The sequence below is a fragment of the Magnetospira thiophila genome (genome assembly GCF_054657015.1).
Map to the genome: position 1 here is coordinate 267938 of NZ_BAAHXF010000002.1, position 26870 is coordinate 294807.

The following is a 26870-nucleotide window of genomic DNA, read 5'->3' on the forward strand; positions in this document are numbered from 1 at the left end:
CCCATGGGTTCTGTCTGTTGCGTTCGATTGGATGTATCCATGTAAATTGCACTGAATTTACATTGACCTTACAAGGAACGGCATTTTAAATACCCCTGAAAATATTTGCGGGCGTTGCGAATCCAGGCCTCTTTAAAATCCGGTCAACGGTTCGGGCGTTCTGAAAACATTAAGACTGGAGTTGTAATGCGTATTCTTTCGCTGCTCGGTCTCTGCGCGGTCTTTCTTGGACTTCCCGGAGTGGCACTCGCCATGGAAACCGGCGCTCATGAAAACCTCGACCTGACCAACCATACGGTCGGCTATTTGGCCATCGTGATTTTTGTTCTGGCCTATGGTCTGGTCATGGCCGAGGAAGTCACCCATCTCCGCAAGTCCAAGCCTGTGGTGCTGGCGGCGGGTATCATTTGGGGCATGATCGGCTACATGTATGTCTCGCACGGGATGCCCCATGCGGCAGAAGCGGCGGTACGACACAATATCGAGGAATACGCGGAACTATTCTTGTTCCTGCTGGCTGCCATGACCTACATCAACTCCATGCAGGAACGGCTGGTCTTCGATGCCCTGCGCGCTTGGCTGGTGCGGCATGGATTTAGTTATCGCAAACTGTTCTGGATCACCGGCTGGCTGGCCTTCTTTATTTCCCCAGTGGCTGACAATCTGACCACGGCTCTGCTCATGTGCGCGGTTCTGATGGCTGTGGGCACCACCTCCCCGCGTTTCGTTGCCATCGGCTGCATCAACATCGTGGTTGCGGCAAACGCGGGCGGTGCTTTCAGTCCGTTCGGCGATATCACTACGCTGATGGTCTGGCAGAAGGGGATTGTCTCTTTTTGGGAATTCTTTGATCTGTTCGTGCCTTCGGTGGTCAACTTCGTGGTGCCGGCGGCGATCATGCATTTCGCCATTCCGAATGCGAAGCCCGATGCCTCGGACGAAGTGGTCCAAATGAAATTCGGTGCCAAGCGGGTGATTTTCCTGTTCATTTTGACCATTGTCACGGCAGTGTCTTTCCATAACTTCCTGAGCCTGCCGCCGGTGCTTGGAATGATGACAGGCTTGGCCTACTTGAAGCTCTTTGGCTTTTACCTGAAAAAAACCCATCACCACATGAACTGGCGCAATTCCAATTCAGAGGTCGGCGATATCGAGCCGTTCGATATCTTCAAGAAAATTGCCCGCGCCGAGTGGGATACCTTATTGTTCTTCTATGGCGTGGTGCTTTGCGTCGGCGGCCTGGGATTCATTGGCTACCTCTCGATCATGTCGAATATGATGTATACCGACCTCGGGCCGACCACGGCCAACGTGCTGGTTGGTATCCTATCGGCCATTGTGGATAACATTCCGATCATGTTTGCCGTGTTGACCATGAACCCGGACATGTCCCATGGGCAATGGTTGTTGGTCACTCTGACGGCCGGTGTTGGCGGCTCACTGCTGTCCATTGGTTCGGCGGCGGGGGTGGCCCTGATGGGACAGGCGCGGGGGATCTATACCTTCTTCGGACATCTGAAGTGGACACCTGTCATTGCCCTGGGTTATGCGGCCAGTATCGCCGTTCATATGTGGATGAACGAGCACCTGTTCCATATCCCGGCTCAATGAGCCCGGCGATAAAGATTGAACGGGATCACGGGGAGCCTTCGGGCTCCTCGTTTTTTTGTGCCCCTTGACGCGGGGGGATTAACTATTCCATTATTCTAGAAATATGGTTTTTGTGGAGAGCTCAAATGGTCGATTCGCATCAAGTCCACGCCGCCGTCCGGCAATCCTATGCTGCCGTGGCAACGAAAAATGCCACGGGCTGCTGTGGTCCGGCATCCGAGGACGCCTCGGGCTGTTGTGCCACGCCGGTTCAGGCGGAGGATTTCTCGGCCCGTTTCGGCTATTCCACTGTCGAGATGAATTTGGTGCCCGAGGGGGCCAATCTGGGGCTGGGCTGTGGCAATCCGCAGGCGCTGGCGGCCATGCGTCCGGGCGAAGTTGTTGTCGATCTGGGCAGCGGGGCCGGATTCGACGTGTTTCTGGCCGCTCGGCAGGTGGGCGACCAGGGGCGGGTGATCGGTGTCGACATGACCCACGAGATGCTGGCCAAGGCGCGGGAGAATGCCCAAAAGGGGGGCTATCCCAATGTGGAGTTCCGCCTGGGAGAGATTGAGTATTTGCCCATCGCCGACAATCAGGCCGATGTGGTCATTTCCAATTGCGTGATCAATCTGTCGCCGGACAAGGCGCGGGTGTTCAAGGAGGCGTTTCGGGTGCTCAAGCCGGGGGGGCGGGTGGCGGTGTCCGACGTGGTGCAGACCGCTGACTTCCCGCCCGAACTGGTCGATGACCTGGGCCTGCTCTGCGGCTGCGTAACCGGCGCGACACCGGTAGCGGAACTGGAAGCCCATATGAATGCAGCAGGGTTCACCAATATCCGCATCGACCTCAAGGAAGAAAGCCGTGCGGTGATCAAGGACTGGGCGCCGGGCAAGGGCGTCGAGAACTACGTGGTCTCGGCCAACATCCAGGCGACCAAGCCGGGCGGCTGCTGCGGCGGCAATTGCTGAAAATCAGCTCTCTGGCGTATCGGTTGTCGGTGGATTGGGTTCGCCCGGCGTCGGGTCGGGATCGGCGGGACGTTCGGTCTTGTCCTGGGCTCGGGCGGCCTTCTTGGCGGCCTTGATGCGGTCACGCTCCTGGCGCTCGAACTTGTAGTTGGGTTTGCGGGGCAGGGGGAAAGCCCTCCTGTTAAAGGGTGCATCAAAAAGGAGAGGCCGTCGCGAAGCTTGAACAGCCTCGGCGACGGCCTCGTCACTCAAACGTAGGCGAAATCAATCCGCGAGGGAGAGATTCTCAGCCGCCATCTTGCCATCGCGCCCGGAGACCAGGTCGAAGGTGACCTTCTGGCCTTCGTTGAGGCCGGACAGGCCGGAACGCTCAACGGCGCTGATGTGAACGAAAGCGTCCTTCGAGCCGTCTTCCGGTTCGATGAAGCCAAAGCCTTTGGTGGTGTTGAAGAACTTAACGGTACCTCGGATAGCCATGTGTTACTCCTATCATGACAAAAACGGACAACACCACAGGCGTGGTGCCGCCGAACAAACGTCCACAATGTCGGTAAACAAACCTGGCTACGAGCGAAGCTAGTAATCACAAGCGCAACATCGACGTTGCAACGTCCGCGAACCATATACGCTCTACGGCAATAAACAACTGATTTTTTTGACAGTCCCCCGGGGGCACCGGGGGAGATCAGGGGCCGATCCCGTAACCCATTGAAATAACGAAGTCCGCTTGTAATGTGGCGATATTTTCTCTATCTAGACAGCAGAACCGCTTCAGCGAGGCATGGATGAGCGAGAAACAGGGGCTGCGGCATCCGGAAAAGGCCCACCGACCGGACAATCCCATCCAGCGCAAACCCACCTGGATTCGGGTCAAGGCCCCTACGTCGCGGCAATATGCCGAAACCCGAGACAAGCTGCGCAACAATCACCTGCATACGGTCTGCGAAGAGGCGGCCTGTCCGAACATCGGTGAATGCTGGTCGCGGGGTCATGCGACGGTGATGATTCTGGGCGATATTTGTACCCGGGGCTGTGCCTTTTGCAATGTGGCGACGGGCAAGCCGCGTCCGGTGGACCCCTTGGAGCCGGACAACGTCGGACGGACGGCGGCGGAAATGGGGCTCAAGCACATGGTCATCACCTCGGTGGATCGGGACGATCTGGCCGATGGCGGTGCGACGCAGTTTGCCCTGTCCATCGCCCGCGTTCGCGAAAGCGCCCCCGCCACCACCATCGAGGTGCTCACCCCCGATTTCCGCGACAAGCCGGGAGCCCTGGAACAGGTGGTGACGGCCCGTCCCGATGTGTTCAATCACAATCTGGAAACAGTGCCGCGTCTCTATCCGACCATCCGTCCGGGGGCGCGGTATTACCATTCCCTGCGTCTGCTCGACCGGGCCAAGCAACTGGACCCGACCCTGTTCACCAAGTCCGGCATCATGGTCGGTCTGGGCGAGGAGCGGCTGGAGGTGTTGCAGGTGATGGATGATCTGCGCTCGGCCGGGGTGGATTTCCTGACCATCGGCCAATATTTGCAGCCGACGCCGAAACATGCGCCCATTGCGCGCTTCGTGACCCCGGACGAATTCGAGGAATTCGCCAGCGCCGCCGCCCGCAAGGGATTTTTGCACGTGGCCTCGACCCCGCTGACCCGCTCGTCCTATCATGCGGATGCGGACTTTCAGGCACTCCGGGCGGCGCGGAGGACATAAATGGGACTCCCCTTCGGACGTCTCAGGAGTTAAAACCCGGTCATGCCGACCCATGCCGAACAGAAACTGCTGCCCTTTGCACCGGATCAATTGTTTGATCTGGTCGCCGATGTGGCCCGTTATCCAGAGTTCCTGCCCTGGTGCGTGGGGGCGCGGATCAAGCGTCGGGAAGACGTTGTCATCTGGGCCGATCTGATTATCGGCTTCAAGATGTTCCGCGAAAGCTTCACGTCAAAGGTCGCCCTGGATCGGGACAATCTGCGCATTCACGTGGAATATCAGCAAGGTCCGTTCAAGTATCTCAATAACCACTGGGTCTTCCAGCCGCACCCGGACGGCACCATGATCGACTTTTTCGTCGATTTCGAATTCCACTCGAAATTGCTGCAAAAGGCCATTGGTGTGGTGTTCAACGAAGCGGTACGACGCATGGTCGCGTCATTCGAAAAGCGCGCCCACGCGCTGTACGATTAATCCAGGGTCGCCTGCAACAGCATCAATAGGGCCGCTGTGACGGTTTGTTCGCGCACCGCCTGCCGGTTGCCGTGAAACACCTGCTGCTGGTGTCGGGTCTCCCGATCACGGCGGGCACAGGCCAGATGCACCAGCCCGACCGGCTTTTCCAGAGAGCCGCCGCCGGGACCGGCGATTCCAGTGACGGCAATACTCAGTTTGGCCTGGGAATGGCGCAGGGCACCTTCGGCCATGGCCTTGGCGACGGCGGCACTGACCGCGCCTTGGGCCGCGATGAGTGCCGCATCCACGCCCAGCGAGTCCATCTTGGCTTGGTTGCTGTAGGTGACGAAGCCGCGCTCAAAGACCTCCGAGGCGCCCGCCACCTCAGTCAGGGCGGCGGCGATCAATCCGCCGGTGCAGGACTCGGCGGTGGCGATCATCCAGCCATGTGTGCGGCAGGCATGGAAAAGTTCTTCGATTTGAGCCTGATGCTTCATCAAATTCGTCCCAACCAGGAGCCGATTCCGTACAGGGCTGCCCCGGCATAGACGGCGGCCAGAATATCATCCAGCATGATGCCCAATCCACCCTTGATCCGCCGGTCGGCGACCGAAACCGGCCAGGGCTTGAAGATGTCGGCCAGGCGAAACAGCACGAAACCCAACCCGAACAGCAGCGGGTCCAGGGGCACGACGCACAGGGTCAGCCACTGCCCCGCCACCTCGTCGATGACCACCGGTCCGGGATCTTCGCGACCCTGCCGGGCGGCATAGGCCCCGCCGGACCAGACTCCGACCGGGAAAATCACCAGTGTCGCCAGCAAGAGCAGCGGCCATCCGCCGATCCCCATCAGCACCCAGGCGAAGGGCAGAGCGGCCAGAGAGCCCCAGGTGCCGGGCATTTTCGGCAAAAGACCACTGCCGAACCAGGTGGCGAGCAGGGGGACCGGATGCAGGAGGTTCATGGGGGGCTCATACGGCAAGGTGGAAAATCAGGGCTTATTTAAGTTTACAGGGCGGTCGAAGCGAGGGGAAGGGGCGCGGAAAGACCTTGCCAGAGGTCGGTGTAACAGATACTTTTTTTTCAGGGGATCGATTTTGTCTCTAGGGGGAGATATTCGCAGCATGGTTCGTTCGGCATTTCGCCGAGACCGTTGGGTCAAATTGTTGCATCGACTTTTTCCGGAGCGCCAGATCATGGTGCGCACCGGGGGGCGGGTTCGCTATGTGCACATGTCGCGTGCTCCCCAGGCCATTCTGCTCGGACTGCTGACCCTGTCCACCGGTTGGATCGCCTATTCCTCCCTGAGCTATTTCCTGCACGACGATATTCTGGCGGCCAAGGAACAGGAAGTGCGCGACGCCCGCCGCGCCTATCGGTCGCTGCTGGCAGAGGTCTCCTCCTACCAGCGCAAGTTCGCGTCCATCACCCATGACCTGGAAGAAAACCATTCGGTCATGGTCGGTCTGGTGGAGAAGAACACTTCGCTGCAACAAAGCCTGGAGACCGTCGAATCGCGGCTGCAAAGCACCGAGGCCGAACGCAACCGGGTCTTGTCCGTGCGCGAACGCCTGAAGGGTGATTTGCTGGCGGTCGAAAACAAGATGCAGGCGCTGGTCACTCGGAACTTCACCCTCAAGGACAATCTGAACATCACCGAACTGGACCTGCAACAGGCCATCGTCCAGCGCAATCAGGCGCTGATTGACGGCACGCATATGAAGGGACGGATCAGTGCCCTGGAAAACGATCTGCAGGACCTGCGGCGCAACGAGCAGGAAACGATTCAACGGCTGACCGAGCAGACCCAGGACAATATCGAGGATGTGGAACGGCTGCTCGCCTTGACCGGTCTGGAAACGGAAAAGCTGCTCGAAGCGGTGGATTTCGGGGGCGCTCAGGGCGGTCCCTTCGTCGCCGCCGAGGAAGACAAGAACGATCCGTCGTTGGACCTGAAGGTGCGGCTGGCCTCGCTTGACTATCATCTGGACCGCTGGACCGCGCTGCGCGATGTGTTGAGCCGGGTGCCGCTGACCATCCCGGTCAATTACGGCTACGTGACCAGCCGCTTCGGCAAGCGCAAGGACCCGATCAACGGCAAATGGGCCATGCATTACGGTCTCGATTTCGGCGGCCAGAAAAAGTCCGGCATTTACGTGACAGCCCCGGGGGTGGTGGTGTTTGCCGGGGCCAAGTCCCGCTATGGCCGCATGGTCAAGGTGGATCACGGTGCCGGGTTGACGACAATTTATGGACACTTGCAAAAGGTGCTGGTCAAAACGGGCGATAAGGTGGAACATCGACAGAAGATCGGTTTGATGGGGAGTTCGGGCCGTTCAACGGGGGTGCATCTGCACTATGAAATCCGCTTCCACGAGAAGCCCATTGATCCTCTGAAGTTTATCCAGGCAGGACGGAATGTTTTCCAAGGGTAATAAAAAAGACCGATTCGCCTCGTCCTCTTCGACGGTTTCTCCCTCTCTGATCAGTTCCGACCTTCACATCGTCGGCGACCTGACCAGCGAGGGCGAGGTGCAGATCGACGGCAGCATTGATGGCGATATCAAGAGCCACTCCATCCTGATCGGCGAAACGGCGGTGATCAAGGGCGAGATGGTGGCCGATGTTATCCGAGTCCATGGGTCCATCACCGGCCAGATCCGGGCCCGCGAGGTCATTCTGGCCCGTACCGCGCGCATGATCGGCGACATATTGCATGAGAACCTGTCCATCGAGCAGGGGGCCTTTCTGGAAGGCCACTGCCGTCACATGGAAACCGCCAAGATCGACGTGGAGCCGCGTCCCGCCCTGTCGGCCCCCAGTGAGGCCGAGTCCGACAGCAAGGACTCGTCGAGCGACAAGAGCAGCGGCGGGTCTTCGAGACGCGGTCGCGGTCGCGGGGCGCACGCTTCCAGCGACGACAGCGACGGCAAGGACGGCGAGGCCTGACTATTTCGGCAGGTTTGCCTGGATCGCCTGTTCCAGCTTGCCGCCCAGGGGCTGCGCGCCGGTGCCGAACCAATCGACCAGATTTCCCTCTGGGCTGACCAGGAACTTGTGAAAATTCCAACTGGGGGCCGCCTTGTCGCCCAGTTCGGCCACCGCGAAACGATAGAACGGATGAGCCGCTGCGCCGGTGATCTGGGTCCGTTCGGTCATCGGAAAATCGACGGCGAAATTGGATTCGCAGAAATCCTTGATGGCACCATTGTCCCGTGGCTCCTGGCCGAAGTCGTTGCTCGGCACACCGACCAGCACCAACCCCTTGTCCTTATAAGCCTCCCACAGTTTTTGCAGGCTGCCCAATTGATGGGTGTTTCCGCATTCGGTAGCCGTGTTGACCACCAGCAAGGCTTTGCCCCGATAGGCCGACAGAGGCAACGGGTCGCCATCAATGGAGGTGAATCCGAAATCATGGACATTTTCCGCCAAAGCCGGAAAGGCCAGCAGCATCAGGGCCAAGCCAACGACACTTAACAAACGAGTCATAAGACATCTCCTCATTTTATGTGTAGTTATCTTGTTGCACAGGAGGAGAGGGTGCCGGAATCAACATTTCGTGAGCAGGCTCAGCCCTTGGCGCGCATCAGCCGGGACTGTTGCAGTTTCCAGTCCCGGTCCTTGCTGGATTCCCGCTTGTCGTAGCCTTTTTTGCCTCTCGCCAGACCGAGATCGACTTTGGCAAATCCCCGCTCGGTGAAATAGATCGACAGCGGCACCAGGGTCATGCCCTTGCGATGGACCGCGTTGGACAGCTTGTTGATCTCTTGGCGCTTCAGCAACAGCTTGCGGGGGCGGGTGGGGGTATGGCTGAAATGGGCCGCTGGCTTGAAATCGGGGATATGGGCGTTGACCAGCCAGACTTCCCCGTCTTTCACCTCGGCAAAGGATTCGGTGATGTTGCCCCGACCTTCGCGCAACGACTTCACCTCGGAGCCCATCAGCATGATTCCCGCTTCGAGGGACTCCTCGATGAAGTAGTCGTGCCGGGCCTTGCGGTTCTGTGCGGCGATGGTGCCGGGAGTCTTATGTTTCCTTTTGGGGGGCATGCCTCGCCGTTCAGAGCAGGCCGACAGTGGTCAGCGCCGCATCCACCTTCTTCTTGGACGCCTCGGAAATCTCGCACAGCGGCAGCCGGGTCTCGGCCCGACACAGACCGAGGCGCTCGGCGGCATACTTGACCGGGCCGGGGCTCGATTCACAGAACATCGCCTGATGCAGGGGCATGAGCTTGAACTGGATCTCCTGCGCCCGCGCCACGTCACCGGCCCGCCAAGCCTTGTGCATGTCGGCGCAGAGCTTCGGGGCCACGTTGGCGCTGACCGAAATGCAGCCATGGCCGCCGCCGACCAGGAACGGCAGCGCGGTCGCGTCCTCGCCGGACAACTGACAGAATTCCGGGCCGCAGGCCAGCCGCGTGGCGATGGGGCGCGACAGGTCGGCCGTCGCATCCTTGACCCCGACGATGTTGGGGATGTCATGGAACAGCCGCGCCATGGTCTCGACGCTCATGTCAATCACCGAGCGCCCCGGGATATTATAAATGATCACCGGAAGCTCGCAGGACTCGGCAACCGCCTTGAAATGCCGATAGAGGCCCTCTTGAGTCGGCTTGTTGTAATAGGGGGTGACCACCAACGCCGCATCGGCTCCAGCCTTGTGGGCGTGCTGGGTCAGCGAGACTGCCTCGGCGGTGGAATTGGAACCGGTCCCGGCAATCACCGGCACCCGGCCACGGGCCACTTCAAGGCATAGTTCGACCACCCGGTTGTGTTCGGCATGATCCAGGGTCGGGGATTCACCGGTGGTGCCCATCGGAATCAGCCCCTCGGTGCCCTGATCAATCTGCCACGCCACCAGGTCCTGATAGGCTTTCTCGTCCAGCGCTCCGTCCTTGAACGGTGTAATCAGCGCAACCATTGAGCCCTTGAACATGGTTTCAACTCCTTAAGTCCACCCGCATATCACCCTTGATATGTGGGGGGGGACAATACGCTGCATGGTCGGAGGCTGCAAGAGTCCAACCCATGCCGCAGGTCGGTCCCGGCAAAGGAATCATAACTGAGGCATGACGCTCACCCGGCGTCCTGCTAGACTCGCCCGGAGAATCGGACGTGATCAACCGTGGGAAGGCGAGGCCCGAACCATGACCCTCCAGGGCCAAATGAACAAGGGTGCCCGCTTCGCCATGCTTTTGCTGGCGCTGATGCTGCTTTCTGTGGCCTCCCCGGTTCAGGCCGCTTCTGCCCCGTCGGCCGCAGAGGTCAAGGCCGCGCTGGCCGCCTTCAAGGATGCCGACCGCCGGAAATGGTCGGATTTCCAGAAACAACGCGCCAAGGTGCGGCATGCCGATTTGCGCAAGATCCTCGACTGGATTGATCTGAAAAGCGAAGGCGTTTCCCACGGCTTCGAAGAGGTGACTGCCTTCATCGCCGACAATCCCGACTGGCCCGACCAGTGGTCCTTGCAGCGGCGGGCCGAGGAAGTCATGCCGCCGAGCCTGTCCGACGAACGAGTCCTGGCCTGGTTCAGCGAACGGGAACCGGTCAGCGTCGATGGCCGCATCCGCTACGGCGCGGCTTTGCTCAACACAGGGCGGCGAAAAGAGGCCGAAACCTTTCTCCGCGAAACCTGGATCAGCGGTGATTTCGGACCGCGTCAGGAAAGCCAGTATCTGAAACTTTATGCCCCCTACCTGACTCAGGCGGATCACGTGGACCGTCTGGAACGACTGCTCTGGGATGATCGACATGAGGCGGCCAAACGGTTGTTAAACCGTGTGGACAAGGATCACCGTCTGTTGGCGATCGCTCGCAGCCGCCTTGCCCTGAAAAAGGGCGGCGTGGATTCGGCCATTGCCCAGGTTCCCAAGCATCTGCAAAACGATCCGGGACTGCTGTTTGATCGCATCCGCTGGCGCCGCCGCAAGGGCCGCGACGATCAGGCGCTGGATATGCTGCTCAATGCCAACCCGACCAATAACGCCCCGGAACAATGGTGGGAGGAACGCGGACTGATGGCCCGCAAGGCTCTGAAGGACGGGCTGATTACCGACGCCTATCGCATTGCCAAAAATCACGGGCTGGATGATGGCGGTCAATTCGCCGCCGCCGAATGGCTGGCCGGATGGATTGCCTTGCGCTATCTCAACGACGCCGACGCGGCCTTGAATCATTTTTCCAATCTTTACGGCAAGGTCAATTATCCGATCAGCCGCGCCCGTGCCGCCTATTGGGCGGGGCGGGCCAGCGAGGCGCTGAATCAAAAGAAATCCGCCGCCCTTTGGTACAGCATCGGGGCGCGTTTCCCGACCACCTTCTATGGGCAATTGGCCGGGGCGCGCGAGGGCAAGGGCGAATTGAAAATCCCCCCCGACGCCCGTCCCGACGCCACGGAGACCCATGCCTTCGAACATCATGAACTGGTGCGCATGGCCTTGTTGCTGCACAAGATCGGCGCGGTGCGGGAGGTCGATCCGTTTCTGCTGCATCTGGTGAACCTGTCGCAAAGTGCGGGGTGGCGGGCGCTGACGGCGGATCTGGCGTTGGAATTTGAGCGTCCGGATTTGGCCGTGCGGATCGCCAAGAAATCGGTGCTGGCCGGTCAGCCGCTAATCGCCCCAGGCTATCCGAAAATCACCCTGCCGAAGATGAATTTGCCGCAGAGCTTGCCGCAGCCCGAGCGGCCTTTGCTGCTCGCGTTGATACGGCAGGAAAGCGGCTTCAATCCGCTGGCCGTCAGTTCGGCGGGGGCGCGGGGCATGATGCAAATCATCCCAACCACGGCGCGTCGTCTGGCCCGCAAGATCAAGCTGCGCTATTCCAAATCCCTGCTGACGGCGGACCCGGACTACAACATGACCATCGGCACCTATTATCTGGCGTCGCTGCTGGATCGCTACGAGGGGTCCTATGTGCTGGCACTGGCCGCCTACAATGCCGGACCGTCGCGGGTGTCGGCCTGGATCAAGGATTACGGCGACCCCCGCGATGGCGCGACCGATCCCATCGACTGGATCGAAAACATTCCCTTTAACGAAACCCGCAACTACGTGCAGCGGATTCTGGAATCCCTACAGATTTATCGCGCCCGTTTGGGCAATACTCAAATCGCCCTGACCCTGGAACAGGACCTGACCCGTTGAGCGAGATGCCCTATCGAGAAGGCCATTATCTGTCCCAGGACGGATTGCGGCTCTACTATCGGGATTACGGCGATCCCCTGAGCGACTCCGTGCCGTTGCTCTGTCTGCCCGGATTGACCCGCAACAGCCGGGACTTTGACGATTTCGCCCGGCGGCACATGACCCGTCGGCGGGTGGTCTGCCCGGATTTCCGTGGTCGCGGGCGTTCCCAATATGCCCCTCTGCCCAGCGACTACGAGCCGTCCAAGACGGTGGACGATATTCGCCATCTGCTCAGCGCGTTGAACCTGCATCGGGTGATCGTCGTCGGCACCTCCTTCGGGGGCATCATGGCCATGGCCATGGCGGTGGCCTTGCCAAACTGCCTTAAAGCCGTGGTACTGAATGATGTGGGGCCGGAAATCGGCGCCACCGGGGTGTCCCACATCATTGAGTACCTGAGCAAGGACTGGACCGAACCGAACTGGGAAAGCGCCGCCGAGCATATGAAGGTGGTGTTTCCGCGCGAAACCTTCCCCGATCCCGAAGACTGGCTCAAGCTGGCCCAGGGGACCTACAAGGAGCAGTCCGACGGGCTGCTGCATTTCGATTTCGATCGCGGGCTGCGGCATTTGTTGTCCCCCGGCCCCGAGGGGCCGACCGATCTCTGGCCACTGTTCCGCGCCTTGAAACGGGTGCCGGTGATGGTCGTCCGGGGCGGGGACTCGCTCATTCTCACCGCCGAAGGACTGCAAAAGATGAGCGAAAATCATCCCGACTTGGCGCAGGTCACGCTGCCGGGCTGTGGCCATCCGCCGTTCCTCAATGAACCCCTTGTTGCCGAGTCCGTCGATGCCTTCCTCGCCGCCCTTTGAATTGCCCGGCTATCAGGATGTGATCGCCGCCGCCCACCGGCTGCGCGGTCATGCGGTGGAAACCCCGCTGCTCGAAAATCCGCTGCTCAACGAGCAACTGGGCGGGCGGTTGCTGATCAAGGCCGAGCCGCTGCAACGCACCGGGTCGTTCAAGTTCCGGGGGGCCTACAACTGCCTGTGCCGACTGGATCAGGACACCCGCGACTGGGGGGTGGTCGCCTATTCGTCGGGCAACCATGCCCAAGGCGTGGCCTATGCGGCCCGTCTGCTGGGGATTCATGCGACGATCGTCATGCCCGCCGATGCTCCGGCCCTAAAAATCGAAGCTACCAAGGCCTATGGGGCGGAGGTCGTGCTCTATGACCGGTTCGAGCAAAGCCGCGAGGAGATCGCCGACCGGCTGGTCGAGGAAAAAGGCGCCACTCTGGTGCGACCGTTCGACGACCCGCGCGTCATCGCCGGGCAGGGCACGGTCGGCCTGGAAATCGCCAGCCAGATCGACGAACTGGGCCTCGCCCCGGACCGGGTGGCCGTGCCGTGCAGCGGCGGCGGCCTGGTGGCCGGTTGCGCCCTGGCCCTCAGCGAACTGTACCCCGAATGCAGTCTGTTCGCCGTCGAGCCCGAGGGCCATGAGGATACCCTGCATTCCCTGGCCTCGGGGCATATCCGCACCAATCCGCCCGGGGTGCGGTCGTTCTGCGATGCCTTGCTGGTGGAGCGGCCCGGCGATTTGACCTTCGGCATCAACCGCTGTCTGCTGGCCGGGGGGCTTGCGGTGTCCGACAAGGAGACGGCGGAGGCCATGGTCACCGCATTCCACCATTTCAAGCTGGTGCTGGAGCCCGGCGGCGCGGTGGCCCTGGCGGCGGTGTTGAGCGGAAAACTGCATATGGAAGGCACGACGACGGTGGTCGTCTGTTCAGGCGGCAACGTGGACCCGGAACTTTTTCAGCAGGTGCTGGCCGAGAACAGCTAACCGGATCACGTCTCGCGCTGTTTGCCGTCCAGGTTCCTGGACGCCTTGAGCCGATCCAGGCTATCGGCCTTTTTCTGTCCCTTGGTGCGCCCGAACCTGACCCGGTTCGCCGCCGCCTTGTCCTCTTTTTCGGCCCGGGCTTTCTGTTTGCGGGCCTGACGCAGATTGATGATTTCGGTCATCACCCCAAATCCGCAAAGGCCTTGTCGATGGTGGCGCGCAGGTCGTCATAGGTATGGACGGCGGGGAATTGCGGAAATTCGGCAATCACGTTGTCCGGGGCATGGAACAAGATGCCCTGATGAGCAGCACCAAGCATGGTGGTGTCGTTGTAGGAGTCACCGGCGGCGACCACCTGGAAATTCAACGCCCGGAAGGCCTTCACCGCTTCCCGCTTGTGATCCTTCAGGCGCAAATGATAATCGGCGACCCGCCCGTCTTCGGCTATTTCCAGGCTATGGCAGAACAGGGTTGGCCATCCCAGTTGTCGCATCAACGGCTTGGCGAATTCCTGAAAGGTGTCGGAAAGAATGACCACCTGATAGGTCTCGCGCAGGGAATCGATGAAGGCCCGGGCCCCGTCCAGCGGTCCCATGGCGTCGATGACCTGTTCGATGTCCGGCATCTTGAGCCCGTGCGCATCGAGAATTTTAAGCCGACCGCGCATCAGTACATCGTAGTCGGGCTCGTCGCGAGTGGTGCGCCGCAATTCGGCAATACCGGTCCGTTCGGCGAAATTGATCCAGACCTCGGGGACCAGCACTCCTTCAAGATCGAGGCAGACGATACGCATGGGGCTCTTCCTTCTCACCAATTGTCTGGTGCGGGGTATACCCCGATCAACCCGGCAACGGCAAGAGATCCGCGAACACCTGCTGGAACATGGCTTCGGTCAGCCGTCCGGTATTGGTGTTGTAGCGCGAGCAGTGATAGCTGTCGGCAAGGGTGAGCCCCTCGGGCAGGGCATAGCGGCTGCCGTGCTTGAACGGGTAGGCCGACTTTTTGTGGCCGAGGGCGGCGAGCACCGCGCCATGGGCCAGCCCGCCCAGGCAAAGCACCACGCGCAGCCGGGGCATGGCGGCCAATTCCTCGATCAGAAAGCGGCGGCAGGTGGTGACTTCCGGGCCGGTCGGTTTGTTTTCCGGCGGCACGCACCGCACCGCGTTGGTGATCCGGCAGTCGGTCAGGGTCAGCCCGTCCGCCGGGTCGGCCCCAAAGGTCCCGGCGGCCAGGCCGTGGGCGAGCAGGGTCGGATAGAGCAGGTCCCCGGCCCAGTCACCGGTGAACGGGCGTCCGGTCCGGTTGGCCCCGCGCAGTCCGGGGGCCAGTCCGACGATCAGCAGCCGGGCCGTCAGGTCGCCGAAGGCCGGGACCGGGGCGTTGAACCAGTCTGGATGGTTGCGCCGCTGGTCGCCGCGAAAGGCGGCCAGCCGGGGACAAAGCGAACAGTCCCGTTGGGGGTCGCCATATGTTGACATGAAACGGGCGGGGTCAGGCGCTGTGGCGATAGGCGTTGGGGTCGCGCAGGTGCGGGTCGTCGGCCTCGGAGTCCGCATCGAGCAGGCTATCGTAGCCGCGATCCAGATCATGGCCCGGTCCATAGATGGGGGCATGTCCATTGGAACTGGGGGCCGGGGTGTCGTCACGGGTTTGATTTTGTTGGCCGTGTCCGTGCGAGGCGCGGGCGATGATCGGCTCCAGTTCGGAGAGTTCCATGAACACGTCGGCCTGACGGCGCAGTTCGTCGGCGACCATGGGAGGCTGCGACTTGACGGTGCTGACCACCGTCACCCGCACGCCCTTGCGCTGCACCGCTTCCACCAGACGGCGGAAATCCCCGTCGCCGGAAAACAACACGATATGGTCGAGACGGTCAGCCATTTCCATGACGTCGATGGCCAGTTCGATGTCCATGTTGCCCTTGATCTTACGACGACCGGCGGAATCGGTGAATTCCTTGGTCGGCTTGGTGACCATGGTGTAGCCGTTGTAATCCAGCCAATCCACCAGCGGGCGAATGGGGGAATACTCCTGGTCTTCGAGCAGGGCGGTGTAGTAGAAAGCGCGCAGCAGGTGGCCCTTGGAGGCAAACAGTTCCAGTAGCCGCTTGTAGTCGATGTCGAACCCAAGGGCTCGGGCGGCGGCGTACAAATTCGATCCATCAATGAACAGCGCGACGCGCTCTTGCGGATAAAAAACCATTGGATGTTCCTTTAAATCAAAAAAATCGAGACCAATCGCGGCGTCTTATATGGGCTATACAATCGGATGGGGACGCTAATGTATTACGTAGGGTGTTTGGTGCGACGCCGCAAGAATTCATTTGGTCCTTTTGTCTGGGGTGTGCAAGGTGATTTTGATCGGTATCGGAGCCAATCTGTCGGCTCCGGGGTATGAGTCCCCCCGTGCCACCTGCGAGGCGGCCCTGGTCAGACTGCAACAGGCGGGCGGGCCGCGCCTGATCCGACGGTCGAGCTGGTGGCGCAGTGCCCCGGTGCCGCTGTCCGATCAGCCCTGGTTCGTCAACGGGGTGGCGCTTCTGGAAACCGCCTGGGACCCGGTCGGGTTGCTTGAGCATCTATTGGAAACGGAACGTGCCTTTGGGCGTCAGCGCACGGTACCCAATGCGGCACGGGCGCTGGATCTGGATCTGCTGGCCCATGATGACAGGATTCTCGACGGGCAATCGGGCCTCGAATTGCCGCACCCGCGCCTGCATCAGCGGGCCTTCGTCTTGCGACCGCTGGCGGAAATCGCCCCCCATTGGCGCCATCCGGTGCTGGGGCGAACCGTCGCCGAGATGCTGGCCGACCTGCCCGAGGGCCAGCGGGTGGAGCGCCTGGACTGAAATTCTGTGTCGCCCGTCACAGACAAAACTCTGAAACAGAGTCAATCTGAAGGTCATTGGCTCAGGAGGCGATCATGGCCCGCTCATTGTCGACGACAACCCCACTCCCCCGCGATGCCTGGGAAATGGATGATGAAATCCAAGCCTTGATCGTTGATGCCCTGCTGGCCGAGCAACAACTGCGCCGCCTGCGCGAAGAACAGATGCATCCAGTTCAGATTCCGCTCCCCGCCGAAGATCTGCTCTATCCGCCGCGCGGCTGAGTCTCAACGCTCGCGCAACGCCAGTCGGAACGCCGAGAGGTAGGGCTCCAGGAAATATTCGTAGACTGAGCGCGTCCCGGTCAGGATGCTGCATTGCACCTGCATGCCGGGAATCAAGTCATAGCGCAGCTCGCCCTTTTGGAAGTGCGATTCCGTGGTTTCGATGCGCACCAGATAATAGGGCGCGCCGTCCTGGGTCAGGTGGGCATCGGGGCTGACCTGGGCCACCTGGGCGGACAGGCCGCCGAACCGCATGCCGTCCCTGGACGCCAGACGTACTATGGCTTGTTGGCCGACCCGCACATAGCCTACCTCGCTGGTCGGCAGTTGCGCCTCGATGATCAGCCGGTCGTCGGAGGGAACCACTTCCGCCACCACCTCGCCGGGCCGTAGAACCACCCCCACGTTTCGCACATGCAGGGTTTTAACGACGCCATCGGTGGGACTGCGCAGGATGGTGCGTTGCAGGTTGTCCTCGATCTTGAGTAGGGATTCCTGGAGTTCTTCCAACGCCACCTGAGTTTCCTGCAACTTGCCGCGGGCCTCTTCGACGAATGCCTGACGCAGGGCCTCGCGTCGACTGCGGGCCTCCTCCAGGGCCGACCGGGTGCGCGGCAGCAGTTGCTCGTCCTCGGCAATTTTGCCCTTCAGGGCGGCCGCCTCGCGCTCCAGATCCAGATGCTTCATGCGGTTGGTCAAATCGCGTTTGAGCAAATTCCGGCTGATGCCCAACTGTTCGTTGAGCAGGGCCAGATTGCGCCGATTGCCTTCCAGCCGGGCCGAGACCTCGCGAATCTCAAAGTCCCGCTGTTCGATGGCCTGATCCTGGGCCGTGAGCTGGCTGTTCAGGCGGGACCGGCGGGCCTGGAACAGTTGTCGGGCGCGTTCCACCAGATCCGGTCGGCTGGCGGCCAGCGGCTCCGCGAAGTCAAGGGACTCGGCCCCCGTGGCCTCGGCGGTCAGACGCACGATATCAATCTGGTGGCCATCCCGCCGCACCTGCATTTGGGCCAGATCGGCGCCGCTCCTGGTGGTTTCCAGAACCACCAGCGGCTGCCCGGCCTTCACCATGTCCCCCTGCTCGATGAGCAGTTCGGCGACGATGCCACCCTCCAGATGCTGCACTTCCTGTACATGGCTGGCCGGAACCACCTTGCCGGTGGCGTTGCTGACGATATCCAACTTTCCATAGGCCGCCCAGGCGACGAAACCGGCCACCAACGCCAGGCAACTGAACAGGAAAAAATGGGTGGCCCGGTTGCTGCGCCAGGGCGGCAGGGGGTCGTGCAGGCTGATCATGTCGGGGCTCCTACCGGCCGAGTGGGGGGGCGACCGCTGACCCGCAGCAGGCGCGGCACCGGCTTGCTGTCCAGGTCGAGAATCTGCCGCGCCCCGCGTGAAATCACCGGATCGTCGGAGGCAATAATCAGAGTGCGCCCCTTTTTAGTCATTTCGGTCAATAAACCATAAACCACTTGCCGACCCTCGGCATCGAGACCTTCCGTCGGATCGTCGAACAGGACCAGCTGGCCATCCACCGCCATGGCCCGGGCCAGGGCGAGGCGTTTGCGGACCCCGGCCGAGAGGCGGCGGCCGTTATCGAAAATGACCGTATGCACACCCTCTCGGCTTTCATCAATGAAACGCCGCAAGCCGCAATTGTGAATCAGGGCGTTGAGGCGACCTTCGTCGAGGGCCGGATTGGCGGCCCGCAGGTTGTCCAGCAGGGTGCCATCCAGAAAGCGCGGTTCCTGGGGGACATAGCAAATCTGCCGCCGCCACCAGGCCGGGTCCAATTGTCGGATATCGACCCCATCGGCCAGAATCTGGCCCCGTTGCGGTTCGATCAAGCCAACCAGTAGGCGGGTGAGGGTGCTTTTGCCGGCCCCGTTGCGTCCCTTGATCAGCAGAATTGCCCCCTGGTCCAAGGCAAGATTGAGGCTTTCGAACAGCGGCGCGGTGCTCCCCGGGTGGGCAAAGGCCAAATCGCGCAGCTCCAGATGCCCCTTGAAGGGCGCCAGTTGGACGCCTTTTTCCGCCTCCACGGGCAGTCTGGTCAGATCCTCAATACGGGTCAGCGCCGCTTCCGCCCGCACCAGCGCCTCTCCCAGATGGGCCAGACGGGCCACCGGACCGAGGGCGCGGGCGGCCAGAATATTGGCCCCGATCAGTGCCCCCACATCCAGTTTTCCGGCCACCACCAGCAGTGCCCCGGTGGCTATGATCGCCACCCCCATGGCCGCCTGGGCGGTCTGAGTGAGCAACTGGTTGAGGCCCTGGGTGCCGCCGATTTTGCGGCGCAGCAGGGCGGCGGTTTCCAGATAGTGCCGCCAACCGGCCATCACATGGTTATGACCATTGAAGGCCCGGATGCTGTCCGCCGTGAGATCTGCTGCGGCGACCAGGGCCTGTCCAGAGGACTCGCTGTCGGCCAGGCGGCGTTGGGGACCGCGCAGCAGACGCAGCCCGACAATGCCTAGCAGCAGGACGCCAAGCACGAAGCCCAGGGCGATCAGGCCCAGGGTGGGGCTGAGAAGGCCCAGAGCCAGAACGAAGATCAGCGCGAAGGGGATATCCAGCAGGGCGGCGGTGTTGGTCGGCGTGAAGGCCGCCTCTACCGCTTCCAGACCGCGCACCGCATCCCGTCGCCGGTCGACGGGGATTTGGTCGAGGGCTTCCCGCCGTGCCGTGAGCAACAGCCCGAAGGCCCCATGGGCTCGTTCCCGGTTGGCGTTGCCGAGCACCGCCTCGGCCAGCCGCAAACGGGCCTGACGAAAGGCGAATTCCAGGACAATGGCCGCCAGAACACCGGCGCATAGGGTGGCCAAAGTGGAATCGACCCCATAGGACACATAGCGGTTCAGCACCTGCATGACGAACAGGGGCGAGGCCAGGGCCAACAGGTTGGCCAGCAGCGAGGCGATCAGCAATTCGGCGGCAATGCCCGGGCGGGAGAGCAGGCGGCGGAGCAGTTCTCTCACGGCAAGGTCCTCTCCAGGGGCAGGTCCAGGGGAGCGGGGGGACTTTCCACGAATACATCGGGAGTCAGTTGGCCGGTGACCCGCAATAGGGTGATGGCGGCGGCCACCGCGTCGGACTCGGCGTTGGTGGCATCGCTGCGGGCGTTGATCAGCGAGGTCTCGCCGGACAAAACGTCGATCAGCGACCGCTGGCCGTAGTTGCGTTCCTCGCGGGCCAGTTCAAGAAAGGCGGCGGAAATTTCGGCCTGGGTATGCCGGGCCTCGGCGGTCTGCCGGGCGATGTCCAGGGCATGCCAGGCGTTGCGCAATTCCTCTTCCACATTGCGGCGGGTATCGCCCAGGCGACGGCTGGTCGAGGTGAGATCCGATTCGGCGGCGCGCAGGGTATTGACGGCGACAAAGCCCAGATTGAACGGGAACGACAGTTCCACCTTGGCCAGGGTCTCGCCCTTGAAGTCCAAGGTGCCGCCCACGTTGTTCTTCCATTTGCGTTCGGCGATGGCTTCGATTTTGGGAAAAAACTCGCTTTGGCGGGTCTGGCGCAGATCCTGGCGCGAAATGGCTTCGCCCAGCGCGGCCAATTGCAGGTCGGGGTTATGGGCCGTGGCCTGTTCCAATGCCACCTCCAGGCTCGGCGGCAGGTTGCTGGGTTCGAGGGTCAGCTCAAACAGGGTCGTGAGGTCTTCCGGCAGGGTACCAAACACCGAGCGATAGCGGTTTTCCGCCCGATGCAGCGCCCCCTCGGCGGCAATGCGACGGGATTCGGCCTCCGCCAGTTGGGTCTTGGCTTGCAGGACGTCGGTCGACAGGCCGCCGCCGGCTTCGACGCGCGCCTCCTCCAGACCGGTAGTGTCGAGGATGTTGGCCTCCGAACGCCGGGCATATTCGAGAACGGTGATCGCCCGTTGCAGGTCCACGTAGGCGTTGGCCGCTTCCTCGATCAGATCCTGGCGCACCGAGATCAGCGCCACTTCCTTTTCGGAGATTTGCAGCCGAGCCCGCTCGATCCCGGCATCGGAAGCCCCGAAATCCCACAGCAACTGGGTCAGGCTCAGGTCCGCTTCCTGAAAGGTCGTGGAAGTCTTGGGAGACTCGTGCTTGAGTTGGGTTTCCCAGCCTCCGTTGGCCGTCACATCGAGGGTTGGAAAATAGGGCGCAAATGCCGCCCTGGCCCGTTCCTGGGCCGCCTGAAGTTCGGCCTGCACCGCCAGAATGCGGTCGTGGTCGTTGAGAACCCCGGCCAGTAAATTCGAGAAGGGCTCGGCCGCGCTGGGCTGTGCAAGGACCAGGACAAGCCCCATCAGGCCGCCCTTTGCAGCCAATGTCATGGAAAAACGCCGTTTTCCTGCTGAGAGGGCGATGCGGCGCTTCATAGTCGCGTTCCGTTGCTCCACTGCGAAGGCTTCAAGGTTGCTTTTTGAGTCAAACTCTGTATACCTTATAGTCTAAGCTCTTGAGAGGATTTAAGGCTTTTTATTCCTCGCCCTCAAAAAAACCGGATCATGTATAATAACAATAGGCCGGTTTCGTAGAGGGCTCTGTGCGTTGACACTCCGTTGGTTTGAGTGTGGGGCGCTTTGGGTTGCGATCCGGTTAAGGTTCGGAATCCCTCAAGGGCAAGGACAATGGCAATAGATCAGAACGAGACGACAGACCTTCCCGGCGAAGGGGCAACTTCCCTGGAACTGTTGTTGAGCGGCATTTCTTCCACCGGAGGCATTGAGTCGGTGCTCGACGGCATTCTGGATGCCGCCTTGAATGAAGCGCGGGCCGAAGGGTTCGACGGAGTCCTGACCGAGGCGGCTGCCGATGCCTTTGTCGCGACGCTGATGGATGGGTTGGCCGAGGGGCTGGCCCCGGAAGTGGCGCTGAGTCAGGCCAAGAACAGTCTCGCCCAGGCCCAGGCCGAAGCCGAAATGACCCCGCCGACCCTTGATGAATCCTGGTTGACCGAGCTGTCGGACCAGGACACCCCCGGACAGGAAATCGCCGACCTCAGTCAGGCCGAAGTTTCCGAACTCATGGACGTGCCGCCGGAAATGCTCGAAGAGGCGTTGGCGCTATTCACCCAGGTGCTGCGTCAGGCGCTGGCCCAGGGCGTGCCCCTGGAGGTCGCGCTGGCCGAAGCCCGGGAAGCCGTCGATGCCTTCCTGCTCAATGGCCTGGATACGGCGGCCGGCGGGGATGACCTGCTCGAAGCCTTGGCCTCCGGTCAGGGCTTGGGGTCGGAGTTGACCGATTCCGAAGCCTTCCAACAGGCTCTCGGCGAGGCACTGGCCAATGGCGCGGACATGGCACAGGCGATGCAAATCGCCGCTCAGGCGCAGGCGGACTTGGCCCTGGCCGATCAATTGACGGCTCTGCCGCAGAATGCCGCCGAGGCGATGATCGCGGCGCTGGCAATGGGCGAGTTTTCTCCCGAGGCAGGGGGAAGCTCGGCTTTTCTGGACGCCCTTGGGCAGGCCCTGGCGCGGGGACTCGGCACTGAGGCCCTTGATGTGGCCGGGCGCACGGTCGAGGCACTGGAACAGGCCCGGGGCGAAACCCAACTGACCCTGTCCCAGATTGACGAGTTGTTGCTGTCCCTTGCCACCGGTGTCGATGTGAACGCCCGGATCGAGGCCCTTGGTGTGGATGTGGATGCCTTTACCCAGGCGCTTTCCGAGGCCTTGGGCAACGGACTGTCGCTGGCCGAGGCGGTGCCCAATGCGATCTCCACCGCCCAGGACATTGTCCTTGCCGAGGGGGAAGTGGATCAAGGTGGGAATGAACTTCTGACGGCACTGGCGACCGGCAATGCCGATGCCCTGGGTGGCGACGGCTTCTACGAGGCCGACCTGTCCACGGCGCTGGAGAAGGGCGTTGATCCGGTGTTGGCCGATGCGCAGGCGTCCCAGGCCGCGCAACAGATTGCCGCGGCCCTGGGGACGGACTCGGGGACTCAGCTGGCCGAGAATACCGTCGATGACGATTTGGCCGACTTCCTGGAGAGCGGCACCGCCGCCGGGACCGAGGATCCGGTGACCGATCCGGTGACCGAGGAGGTGGCCGTTGACGATATCTCCTTGGATGACCTGGCCAACTTTGAAACGGCGGCCGGTGGCCCAGAACCCACGGGGGGTAGCACTTGGAGTGGGCCGAATTTCGGCTCCGATGGGGGGAGTGACAGTGGACCGAACGGGTTGGTCGGGGGCAGCGCCAACGATATCCCCAATACCAGCACCAGCCGGGACAGTTCCTCCGACGGGGGCGGCAACGACACGAACAACGACAATAACGATACGACCCCGACCCCGACCCCGACGACCAATAGCAACCCGGTCACCGGCGGCCCGCTCGTGGTCACCAATACCGAAGAAACCGGCACGCAGGATGTCGATCTGCTGTCCGGGGCAACCGATCCCGAGGGCTCGACCCTCACCCTGTCCAACATGACCCTGATCAGCGGCAACGATGTGGGGGTCAGCATCACCGACAATGTGCTGTCCGTGGACACGGATGCCTATGCCTATCTGGGCGCGGACGTAACGGAAACGCTGGTTTACAGCTACACCATTCAAGATGGTTCGGGCGGCTCCGTCACCCAGACGGCAACGGTGACCATCATCGGCGAAAATGACCTGCCGGTGGTCGCCTCATTTGCGGTATCGGACAGCCCGTCGGATAATGACTCGACGTTCCAGATTGATCTTTTGGCCCAGGCCTCGGATGTGGACAGCAACGATACCCTGGCCACGGATTCCGTGACGGTGCGTGTGACCGGCGGCGTGGCGCCCTCGGGGGACGTACTGTATTCCGTCGATAATGACTCCGGGATTTTCAGTATTGATCCGTCCCAGTTCGATTATTTGAACGCCGGGGAACAGGTTGATCTGCGCCTGGATTACAATGTGTCCGACGGCCACGGCGGCTCGGTGGCGACCAGCGCGACCTTTACCGTGACCGGTGCCAACGACGCCCCGGAAATCAGCGGCCCGGTGGTCGGACCGACTGACATCACTGAATCCGACAGCGCGTTCCAGATCAATCTGCTGGCCAACGCAACCGACGCGGATGCCGGGTTCGATTTGGATACGGCTTCCGTCGCGGTCGCGGTCTCGGGCGGGATTACGCCGTCGGGGACGTTTTTTACCGTTGATGATGCCTCCGGCATTCTGACCATTGATCCGTCCAAGTTCGCGTTTTTGGCCGCTTCCGAGAGCGTCGATCTGACGGTGACCTACAACGTGATCGACAATGAGGGCGGAGTGACTGCGGCGACGGCGACGACGACCATCACCGGCGAGGACGATCCCTATTATGCCTTCTCCGTGGCCGACCATGTGGCGACCGGATTTGACGAGATCCATGGCGGCGCGGCCAATGGCCTGAGCGATTCCGATGTGCTGCGCATTGAGTTCGATCCCGACAACATGCCGACGACGGAGATTTTGACCGCCCTTCAGGCTTACAACAACGCGGACAAGAGTCTCTATGACGCGGACAATCCTTTCATCATCGACGAAACGAATTTCCAACTCCATCTTTCCGGCTGGAATACCATCGAAAGCGTGGTCGTCCAGGATGGGGTGAGCTTTGCCATCGCCACCGATCCCAATGCGCTCTATCAGGGGGCAAACAGCAACGAAAACCCATCCGATGTTTCCGTCGATCTCAGCGTCCAGAACCTCATGTATGGCAACGACGGTTCCGATCAACTCTCCGGCGGCGATGACTCGGACATGCTCTACGGCGGCACCGGAAATGACGATCTTTCTGGCGATGACGGTGACGACCTGATCCAGGGAGATTCCGGGAACGATAACCTGTCAGGTGGCGCGGGCAATGATGTGTTCAGGATTAACGGTACGGGCGATGGGTTCGATACTTTCGACGGCGGTGATGGGAATGATACCATCCTTGGCAGCGACGGCGACGACAACATCGGTTTTGACCTGAGCTTCACGCCGTCAAGTTCCGTGGAAGTGATCGACGGCAGGGGAGGGCATAACGTCCTGTTGGGCGACGGCTCCTACAACACCCTGGATTTCAGCGCCACCGAGCTGCGCAACATCGCCTCCATCGACGGTGGGGCTGGTGTGGACAGCATTACCGGATCTGCGGCGGCGGATACCATCGTTGGCGGCGGACAGAATGATGTTTTGTCCGGTGGCGACGGGGATGATGTTTTCCTCATCAACGGCACGGGCGACGGGTTCGACCAATTCAATGGCGGCGCGGGCAGTGATACGATTCTGGGTGGCGACGGTGACGACACCATCGGGTTCGATATGCATTTCTTGACGACGGATTCGGTCGAAGTCATTGACGGCGGAGCCGGGTACAATGTCCTGCTGGGCGACGGCTCCTACAACACCCTGGATTTCAGCGCCACCGAGCTGCGCAACATCGCCTCCATCGACGGTGGGGCTGGTGTGGACAGCATTACCGGTTCGTCGGCATCTGACACCATCGTCGGCGGGGCGGGCAACGATATCCTGTCCGGCGGGGCCGGGGATGACGTGTTCCGCATTGACGGAGACGCACAAGGATATGACTCGTTCGTCGGGGGGCTGGGCACGGATACCATTCTCGGCGGCGATGGCGATGACATGATCGGGATCGACGTCCAGTTTCTGGCCAGTGACGGAATCAACGTCATTGACGGCGGCGCGGGCGTCAATGTCATCCGCGGCGATGGCTCCTACAACACCCTGGACTTCAGTGCCACGGTACTACGCAATATCGACAGCATCGACGGCGGGGCGGGGCGGGATACCATCACCGGCTCCAAGGGCGACGACGTGATTCTCGGTGGGGCCGACCATGACCGTCTCGACGGTCAGGCGGGGGACGATGTTCTGACCGGCGGCACCGGAAACGACACCTTCGTGTTCACTCAGGCGGGCCACGACACGGTCACCGATTTCAATTCAGCCCAGGACAAGCTGGATTTCGACGGCGTTTTCGAGACCCTGGGCATCACCAGCGGTGGTCAGGTGATTGTCAGTTCCCATGATTCGACGCAAACCGTTCTGGGGGTGGCCGGCGCCGACGGCAATGCCGATCTGACGCAATTTTCAGTGACTCTGGAGGGCGTGGACCTGGATCAATCGGGGCTCGACGCCCTGGTCAACTCTGGCAAAGTGATCGCCGACAAGACCTCCCAGACCGTCACCCCGGATATCTCGCTGGAAGACAATCAGGCGCTGACCTTCGATGGTTCCGACGATTATGTCACCCTGGCCGATCCGGCAGCCCTGTCGCTGACCGGGCCGCTGACCCTGGAAGCCTGGGTGCGTCCAGACGTCATCGACAACACGACCCAGAGCATCGTCTCCAATCTGGAGGACGGTGGGTTCGGCCTGCAATTGGTTGACGGTTTGGCCACGTTCTCCCTGTCCGTCGATGGTACGACCTATAGTGTTCAGTCCGACAGCGCCCTGACCGCAGGGGAATGGGTGCATCTGGCGGGCAGCTATGATGCGGCGGGGAACATGGCCCTCTATGTCAACGGGGTGCAGCAAAGCGATGTGGCTTCCCCTGTCGGAACGGTGGATGCCAGCGCCCAGGCCTTGATGGTCGGCGGCGATCCCGATGCCAGCGGGGCCGCCACATCCCTGTTCAGCGGGGCGGTCGATGAGGTGCGCCTGTGGGCCGATGCGCGTAGTGAAACGGAAATTCAAGAAACCTTGGGGCGTCAGCTCAACGGGAATGAGAGCGATTTGAGCGGCTATTGGAACTTCAACGAAGGAAGCGGCACCACCCTTGCCGATGGCTCCGGCAACGGTCATGCGGGCACTCTGTCGGGTGGCGCGACCTTCACCAATCTATCGCAGCCCGAGGTGGCGTTGGGTGAGACCTACAAGGGCCTGATTCTCGGCACCGATGCGGGGGGCGAGTCCCTGAGTTATGCTCTGGCCGTGGATTCCGACTATGGAACTATGACCATGACGGGCAATACATACACCTATGAGCATACCGGGACGGATGCGACCGATGATGGGTTCGCGGTGACTCTTACCGATGCTTCCGGCAACCAGACCACCGAGACGATTCACATCGACGTGCAAACCACCTGAAGCCTTTTCGTTGA

General features: G+C 61.4%; 26 protein-coding genes. 12 read left to right on the forward strand and 14 right to left on the reverse strand.

Annotation, left to right across the window (positions count from 1 at the left end):
* Positions 1-186 precede the first annotated feature (186 nt).
* Together nhaD and ACYQ1P_RS10855 are read left to right on the forward strand one after the other, a co-directional pair.
* Positions 187-1611 (forward strand): sodium:proton antiporter NhaD, encoded by a 1425-nt coding sequence (nhaD, locus tag ACYQ1P_RS10850; RefSeq protein ID WP_460020376.1) that lies wholly within the window; start codon positions 187-189, stop codon positions 1609-1611.
* Between the two features lie 125 nt (positions 1612-1736).
* Entirely contained in the window at positions 1737-2561 is an 825-nt protein-coding gene (locus ACYQ1P_RS10855; protein ID WP_460020377.1) for an arsenite methyltransferase, read from the forward strand.
* Between the two features lie 3 nt (positions 2562-2564).
* Here ACYQ1P_RS10855 and ACYQ1P_RS10860 read toward each other — a convergent pair whose 3' ends face one another.
* Both ACYQ1P_RS10860 and ACYQ1P_RS10865 read right to left on the reverse strand, forming a co-directional pair.
* Positions 2565-2813: a hypothetical protein gene (locus tag ACYQ1P_RS10860; protein WP_460020378.1), complete on the reverse strand. Its 249-nt coding sequence runs from the start codon at positions 2811-2813 to the stop codon at positions 2565-2567.
* Positions 2814-2825: 12 nt separating this feature from the next.
* The gene (locus tag ACYQ1P_RS10865; RefSeq protein ID WP_460020379.1) at positions 2826-3038 is read right to left on the reverse strand and encodes a cold-shock protein; all 213 of its coding nucleotides are present in this window, start codon (positions 3036-3038) and stop codon (positions 2826-2828) included.
* A 308-nt stretch (positions 3039-3346) separates the two neighbouring features.
* Here ACYQ1P_RS10865 and lipA point away from each other — a divergent pair, with 308 nt between their 5' ends.
* Both lipA and ACYQ1P_RS10875 read left to right on the forward strand, forming a co-directional pair.
* The gene (lipA, locus tag ACYQ1P_RS10870; protein ID WP_460020380.1) at positions 3347-4273 is read left to right on the forward strand and encodes a lipoyl synthase; all 927 of its coding nucleotides are present in this window, start codon (positions 3347-3349) and stop codon (positions 4271-4273) included.
* Between the two features lie 42 nt (positions 4274-4315).
* Positions 4316-4747, forward strand: a complete 432-nt coding sequence (locus tag ACYQ1P_RS10875) for a type II toxin-antitoxin system RatA family toxin (protein ID WP_460020381.1) — start codon at positions 4316-4318, stop codon at positions 4745-4747.
* Here ACYQ1P_RS10875 and ACYQ1P_RS10880 read toward each other — a convergent pair.
* Both ACYQ1P_RS10880 and ACYQ1P_RS10885 read right to left on the reverse strand, forming a co-directional pair.
* Positions 4744-5226, reverse strand: a complete 483-nt coding sequence (locus ACYQ1P_RS10880) for a CinA family protein (RefSeq protein WP_460020382.1) — start codon at positions 5224-5226, stop codon at positions 4744-4746. The two genes, ACYQ1P_RS10875 and ACYQ1P_RS10880, sit on opposite strands and share 4 nt — an antisense overlap.
* Complete coding sequence (locus tag ACYQ1P_RS10885) at positions 5226-5693, reverse strand: phosphatidylglycerophosphatase A family protein (protein ID WP_460020383.1); 468 nt, start codon at positions 5691-5693, stop codon at positions 5226-5228. Before ACYQ1P_RS10885 ends, ACYQ1P_RS10880 begins: the two co-directional genes overlap by 1 nt.
* A 160-nt stretch (positions 5694-5853) precedes the next feature.
* On the opposite strand from ACYQ1P_RS10885, the gene ACYQ1P_RS10890 reads away from it, so the two are divergent.
* Positions 5854-7164 carry a M23 family metallopeptidase gene (locus tag ACYQ1P_RS10890; protein ID WP_460020384.1) on the forward strand — a complete coding sequence of 437 codons (1311 nt, stop codon included), beginning with the start codon at positions 5854-5856 and terminating at the stop codon, positions 7162-7164.
* Positions 7148-7678, forward strand: coding sequence for a bactofilin family protein (locus ACYQ1P_RS10895; protein ID WP_460020385.1), 531 nt, complete (start codon positions 7148-7150; stop codon positions 7676-7678). Before ACYQ1P_RS10890 ends, ACYQ1P_RS10895 begins: the two co-directional genes overlap by 17 nt.
* On the opposite strand, the gene ACYQ1P_RS10900 is transcribed toward ACYQ1P_RS10895, so the two are convergent.
* The 3 genes from ACYQ1P_RS10900 to dapA form a co-directional block, all read right to left on the reverse strand.
* On the reverse strand, positions 7679-8218 hold the full coding sequence (locus tag ACYQ1P_RS10900; protein ID WP_460020386.1) for a glutathione peroxidase: 540 nt from the start codon (positions 8216-8218) through the stop codon (positions 7679-7681).
* Between the two features lie 80 nt (positions 8219-8298).
* Positions 8299-8778 carry an SsrA-binding protein SmpB gene (smpB, locus tag ACYQ1P_RS10905; RefSeq protein WP_460020387.1) on the reverse strand — a complete coding sequence of 160 codons (480 nt, stop codon included), beginning with the start codon at positions 8776-8778 and terminating at the stop codon, positions 8299-8301.
* A 10-nt stretch (positions 8779-8788) separates the two neighbouring features.
* Positions 8789-9664 carry a 4-hydroxy-tetrahydrodipicolinate synthase gene (dapA, locus tag ACYQ1P_RS10910; protein WP_460020388.1) on the reverse strand — a complete coding sequence of 292 codons (876 nt, stop codon included), beginning with the start codon at positions 9662-9664 and terminating at the stop codon, positions 8789-8791.
* Positions 9665-9875: 211 nt separating this feature from the next.
* Here dapA and ACYQ1P_RS10915 point away from each other — a divergent pair, with 211 nt between their 5' ends.
* Genes ACYQ1P_RS10915 through ACYQ1P_RS10925 form a run of 3 tightly spaced genes read left to right on the forward strand, consistent with a single transcriptional unit; the run spans position 9876 to position 13703 of the window.
* Positions 9876-11873 (forward strand): lytic transglycosylase domain-containing protein, encoded by a 1998-nt coding sequence (locus ACYQ1P_RS10915; RefSeq protein ID WP_460020389.1) that lies wholly within the window; start codon positions 9876-9878, stop codon positions 11871-11873.
* A 5-nt stretch (positions 11874-11878) separates the two neighbouring features.
* Complete coding sequence (locus tag ACYQ1P_RS10920; RefSeq protein ID WP_460021638.1) at positions 11879-12727, forward strand: alpha/beta fold hydrolase; 849 nt, start codon at positions 11879-11881, stop codon at positions 12725-12727.
* Positions 12705-13703: a threonine ammonia-lyase gene (locus ACYQ1P_RS10925; protein ID WP_460020390.1), complete on the forward strand. Its 999-nt coding sequence runs from the start codon at positions 12705-12707 to the stop codon at positions 13701-13703. The genes ACYQ1P_RS10920 and ACYQ1P_RS10925 overlap by 23 nt, the downstream gene beginning before the upstream one ends.
* Positions 13704-13708: 5 nt before the next feature.
* On the opposite strand, the gene ACYQ1P_RS10930 is transcribed toward ACYQ1P_RS10925, so the two are convergent.
* The 4 genes from ACYQ1P_RS10930 to ACYQ1P_RS10945 are packed head-to-tail and all read right to left on the reverse strand — an operon-like array spanning position 13709 to position 15905.
* Positions 13709-13885: a DUF4169 family protein gene (locus ACYQ1P_RS10930; protein WP_460020391.1), complete on the reverse strand. Its 177-nt coding sequence runs from the start codon at positions 13883-13885 to the stop codon at positions 13709-13711.
* Entirely contained in the window at positions 13885-14496 is a 612-nt protein-coding gene (thrH, locus tag ACYQ1P_RS10935) for a bifunctional phosphoserine phosphatase/homoserine phosphotransferase ThrH (RefSeq protein WP_460020392.1), read from the reverse strand. Before thrH ends, ACYQ1P_RS10930 begins: the two co-directional genes overlap by 1 nt.
* Before the next feature lie 46 nt (positions 14497-14542).
* Positions 14543-15181 (reverse strand): uracil-DNA glycosylase, encoded by a 639-nt coding sequence (locus tag ACYQ1P_RS10940; RefSeq protein ID WP_460020393.1) that lies wholly within the window; start codon positions 15179-15181, stop codon positions 14543-14545.
* 13 nt (positions 15182-15194) lie between these two features.
* On the reverse strand, positions 15195-15905 hold the full coding sequence (locus ACYQ1P_RS10945) for a LabA-like NYN domain-containing protein (RefSeq protein WP_460020394.1): 711 nt from the start codon (positions 15903-15905) through the stop codon (positions 15195-15197).
* A gap of 148 nt (positions 15906-16053) precedes the next feature.
* On the opposite strand from ACYQ1P_RS10945, the gene folK reads away from it, so the two are divergent.
* Together folK and ACYQ1P_RS10955 are read left to right on the forward strand one after the other, a co-directional pair.
* On the forward strand, positions 16054-16551 hold the full coding sequence (gene folK / locus ACYQ1P_RS10950; protein WP_460020395.1) for a 2-amino-4-hydroxy-6-hydroxymethyldihydropteridine diphosphokinase: 498 nt from the start codon (positions 16054-16056) through the stop codon (positions 16549-16551).
* Positions 16552-16625: 74 nt separating this feature from the next.
* Positions 16626-16814 carry a hypothetical protein gene (locus ACYQ1P_RS10955; RefSeq protein ID WP_460020396.1) on the forward strand — a complete coding sequence of 63 codons (189 nt, stop codon included), beginning with the start codon at positions 16626-16628 and terminating at the stop codon, positions 16812-16814.
* A gap of 3 nt (positions 16815-16817) precedes the next feature.
* Here the strand turns inward: ACYQ1P_RS10955 and ACYQ1P_RS10960 are convergent, their stop codons facing one another.
* Genes ACYQ1P_RS10960 through ACYQ1P_RS10970 form a run of 3 tightly spaced genes read right to left on the reverse strand, consistent with a single transcriptional unit; the run spans position 16818 to position 21123 of the window.
* Positions 16818-18113, reverse strand: a complete 1296-nt coding sequence (locus ACYQ1P_RS10960) for an HlyD family type I secretion periplasmic adaptor subunit (RefSeq protein WP_460020397.1) — start codon at positions 18111-18113, stop codon at positions 16818-16820.
* On the reverse strand, positions 18110-19795 hold the full coding sequence (locus tag ACYQ1P_RS10965; protein ID WP_460020398.1) for an ATP-binding cassette domain-containing protein: 1686 nt from the start codon (positions 19793-19795) through the stop codon (positions 18110-18112). Before ACYQ1P_RS10965 ends, ACYQ1P_RS10960 begins: the two co-directional genes overlap by 4 nt.
* Positions 19792-21123 carry a TolC family protein gene (locus tag ACYQ1P_RS10970; protein ID WP_460020399.1) on the reverse strand — a complete coding sequence of 444 codons (1332 nt, stop codon included), beginning with the start codon at positions 21121-21123 and terminating at the stop codon, positions 19792-19794. Before ACYQ1P_RS10970 ends, ACYQ1P_RS10965 begins: the two co-directional genes overlap by 4 nt.
* Positions 21124-21420: 297 nt before the next feature.
* Here ACYQ1P_RS10970 and ACYQ1P_RS10975 point away from each other — a divergent pair, with 297 nt between their 5' ends.
* Positions 21421-26856: a LamG-like jellyroll fold domain-containing protein gene (locus ACYQ1P_RS10975; protein WP_460020400.1), complete on the forward strand. Its 5436-nt coding sequence runs from the start codon at positions 21421-21423 to the stop codon at positions 26854-26856.
* Positions 26857-26870: the final 14 nt, after the last annotated feature.

What these genes read in the sequence shown, in the direction of transcription:
- nhaD (WP_460020376.1), top strand. Translation starts at nt 187, where the DNA reads ATGCGTATTCTTTCGCTGCTCGGTCTCTGCGCGGTCTTTCTTGGACTT.
- ACYQ1P_RS10855 (WP_460020377.1), top strand. Translation starts at nt 1,737, where the DNA reads ATGGTCGATTCGCATCAAGTCCACGCCGCCGTCCGGCAATCCTATGCT.
- ACYQ1P_RS10865 (WP_460020379.1), bottom strand. Translation starts at nt 3,038, where the DNA reads ATGGCTATCCGAGGTACCGTTAAGTTCTTCAACACCACCAAAGGCTTT.
- lipA (WP_460020380.1), top strand. Translation starts at nt 3,347, where the DNA reads ATGAGCGAGAAACAGGGGCTGCGGCATCCGGAAAAGGCCCACCGACCG.
- ACYQ1P_RS10875 (WP_460020381.1), top strand. Translation starts at nt 4,316, where the DNA reads ATGCCGACCCATGCCGAACAGAAACTGCTGCCCTTTGCACCGGATCAA.
- ACYQ1P_RS10880 (WP_460020382.1), bottom strand. Translation starts at nt 5,226, where the DNA reads ATGAAGCATCAGGCTCAAATCGAAGAACTTTTCCATGCCTGCCGCACA.
- ACYQ1P_RS10885 (WP_460020383.1), bottom strand. Translation starts at nt 5,693, where the DNA reads ATGAACCTCCTGCATCCGGTCCCCCTGCTCGCCACCTGGTTCGGCAGT.
- ACYQ1P_RS10890 (WP_460020384.1), top strand. Translation starts at nt 5,854, where the DNA reads ATGGTTCGTTCGGCATTTCGCCGAGACCGTTGGGTCAAATTGTTGCAT.
- ACYQ1P_RS10895 (WP_460020385.1), top strand. Translation starts at nt 7,148, where the DNA reads ATGTTTTCCAAGGGTAATAAAAAAGACCGATTCGCCTCGTCCTCTTCG.
- ACYQ1P_RS10900 (WP_460020386.1), bottom strand. Translation starts at nt 8,218, where the DNA reads ATGACTCGTTTGTTAAGTGTCGTTGGCTTGGCCCTGATGCTGCTGGCC.
- smpB (WP_460020387.1), bottom strand. Translation starts at nt 8,778, where the DNA reads ATGCCCCCCAAAAGGAAACATAAGACTCCCGGCACCATCGCCGCACAG.
- dapA (WP_460020388.1), bottom strand. Translation starts at nt 9,664, where the DNA reads ATGTTCAAGGGCTCAATGGTTGCGCTGATTACACCGTTCAAGGACGGA.
- ACYQ1P_RS10915 (WP_460020389.1), top strand. Translation starts at nt 9,876, where the DNA reads ATGACCCTCCAGGGCCAAATGAACAAGGGTGCCCGCTTCGCCATGCTT.
- ACYQ1P_RS10920 (WP_460021638.1), top strand. Translation starts at nt 11,879, where the DNA reads ATGCCCTATCGAGAAGGCCATTATCTGTCCCAGGACGGATTGCGGCTC.
- ACYQ1P_RS10925 (WP_460020390.1), top strand. Translation starts at nt 12,705, where the DNA reads ATGCCTTCCTCGCCGCCCTTTGAATTGCCCGGCTATCAGGATGTGATC.
- ACYQ1P_RS10930 (WP_460020391.1), bottom strand. Translation starts at nt 13,885, where the DNA reads ATGACCGAAATCATCAATCTGCGTCAGGCCCGCAAACAGAAAGCCCGG.
- thrH (WP_460020392.1), bottom strand. Translation starts at nt 14,496, where the DNA reads ATGCGTATCGTCTGCCTCGATCTTGAAGGAGTGCTGGTCCCCGAGGTC.
- ACYQ1P_RS10940 (WP_460020393.1), bottom strand. Translation starts at nt 15,181, where the DNA reads ATGTCAACATATGGCGACCCCCAACGGGACTGTTCGCTTTGTCCCCGG.
- ACYQ1P_RS10945 (WP_460020394.1), bottom strand. Translation starts at nt 15,905, where the DNA reads ATGGTTTTTTATCCGCAAGAGCGCGTCGCGCTGTTCATTGATGGATCG.
- ACYQ1P_RS10955 (WP_460020396.1), top strand. Translation starts at nt 16,626, where the DNA reads ATGGCCCGCTCATTGTCGACGACAACCCCACTCCCCCGCGATGCCTGG.
- ACYQ1P_RS10960 (WP_460020397.1), bottom strand. Translation starts at nt 18,113, where the DNA reads ATGATCAGCCTGCACGACCCCCTGCCGCCCTGGCGCAGCAACCGGGCC.
- ACYQ1P_RS10970 (WP_460020399.1), bottom strand. Translation starts at nt 21,123, where the DNA reads ATGACATTGGCTGCAAAGGGCGGCCTGATGGGGCTTGTCCTGGTCCTT.
- ACYQ1P_RS10975 (WP_460020400.1), top strand. Translation starts at nt 21,421, where the DNA reads ATGGCAATAGATCAGAACGAGACGACAGACCTTCCCGGCGAAGGGGCA.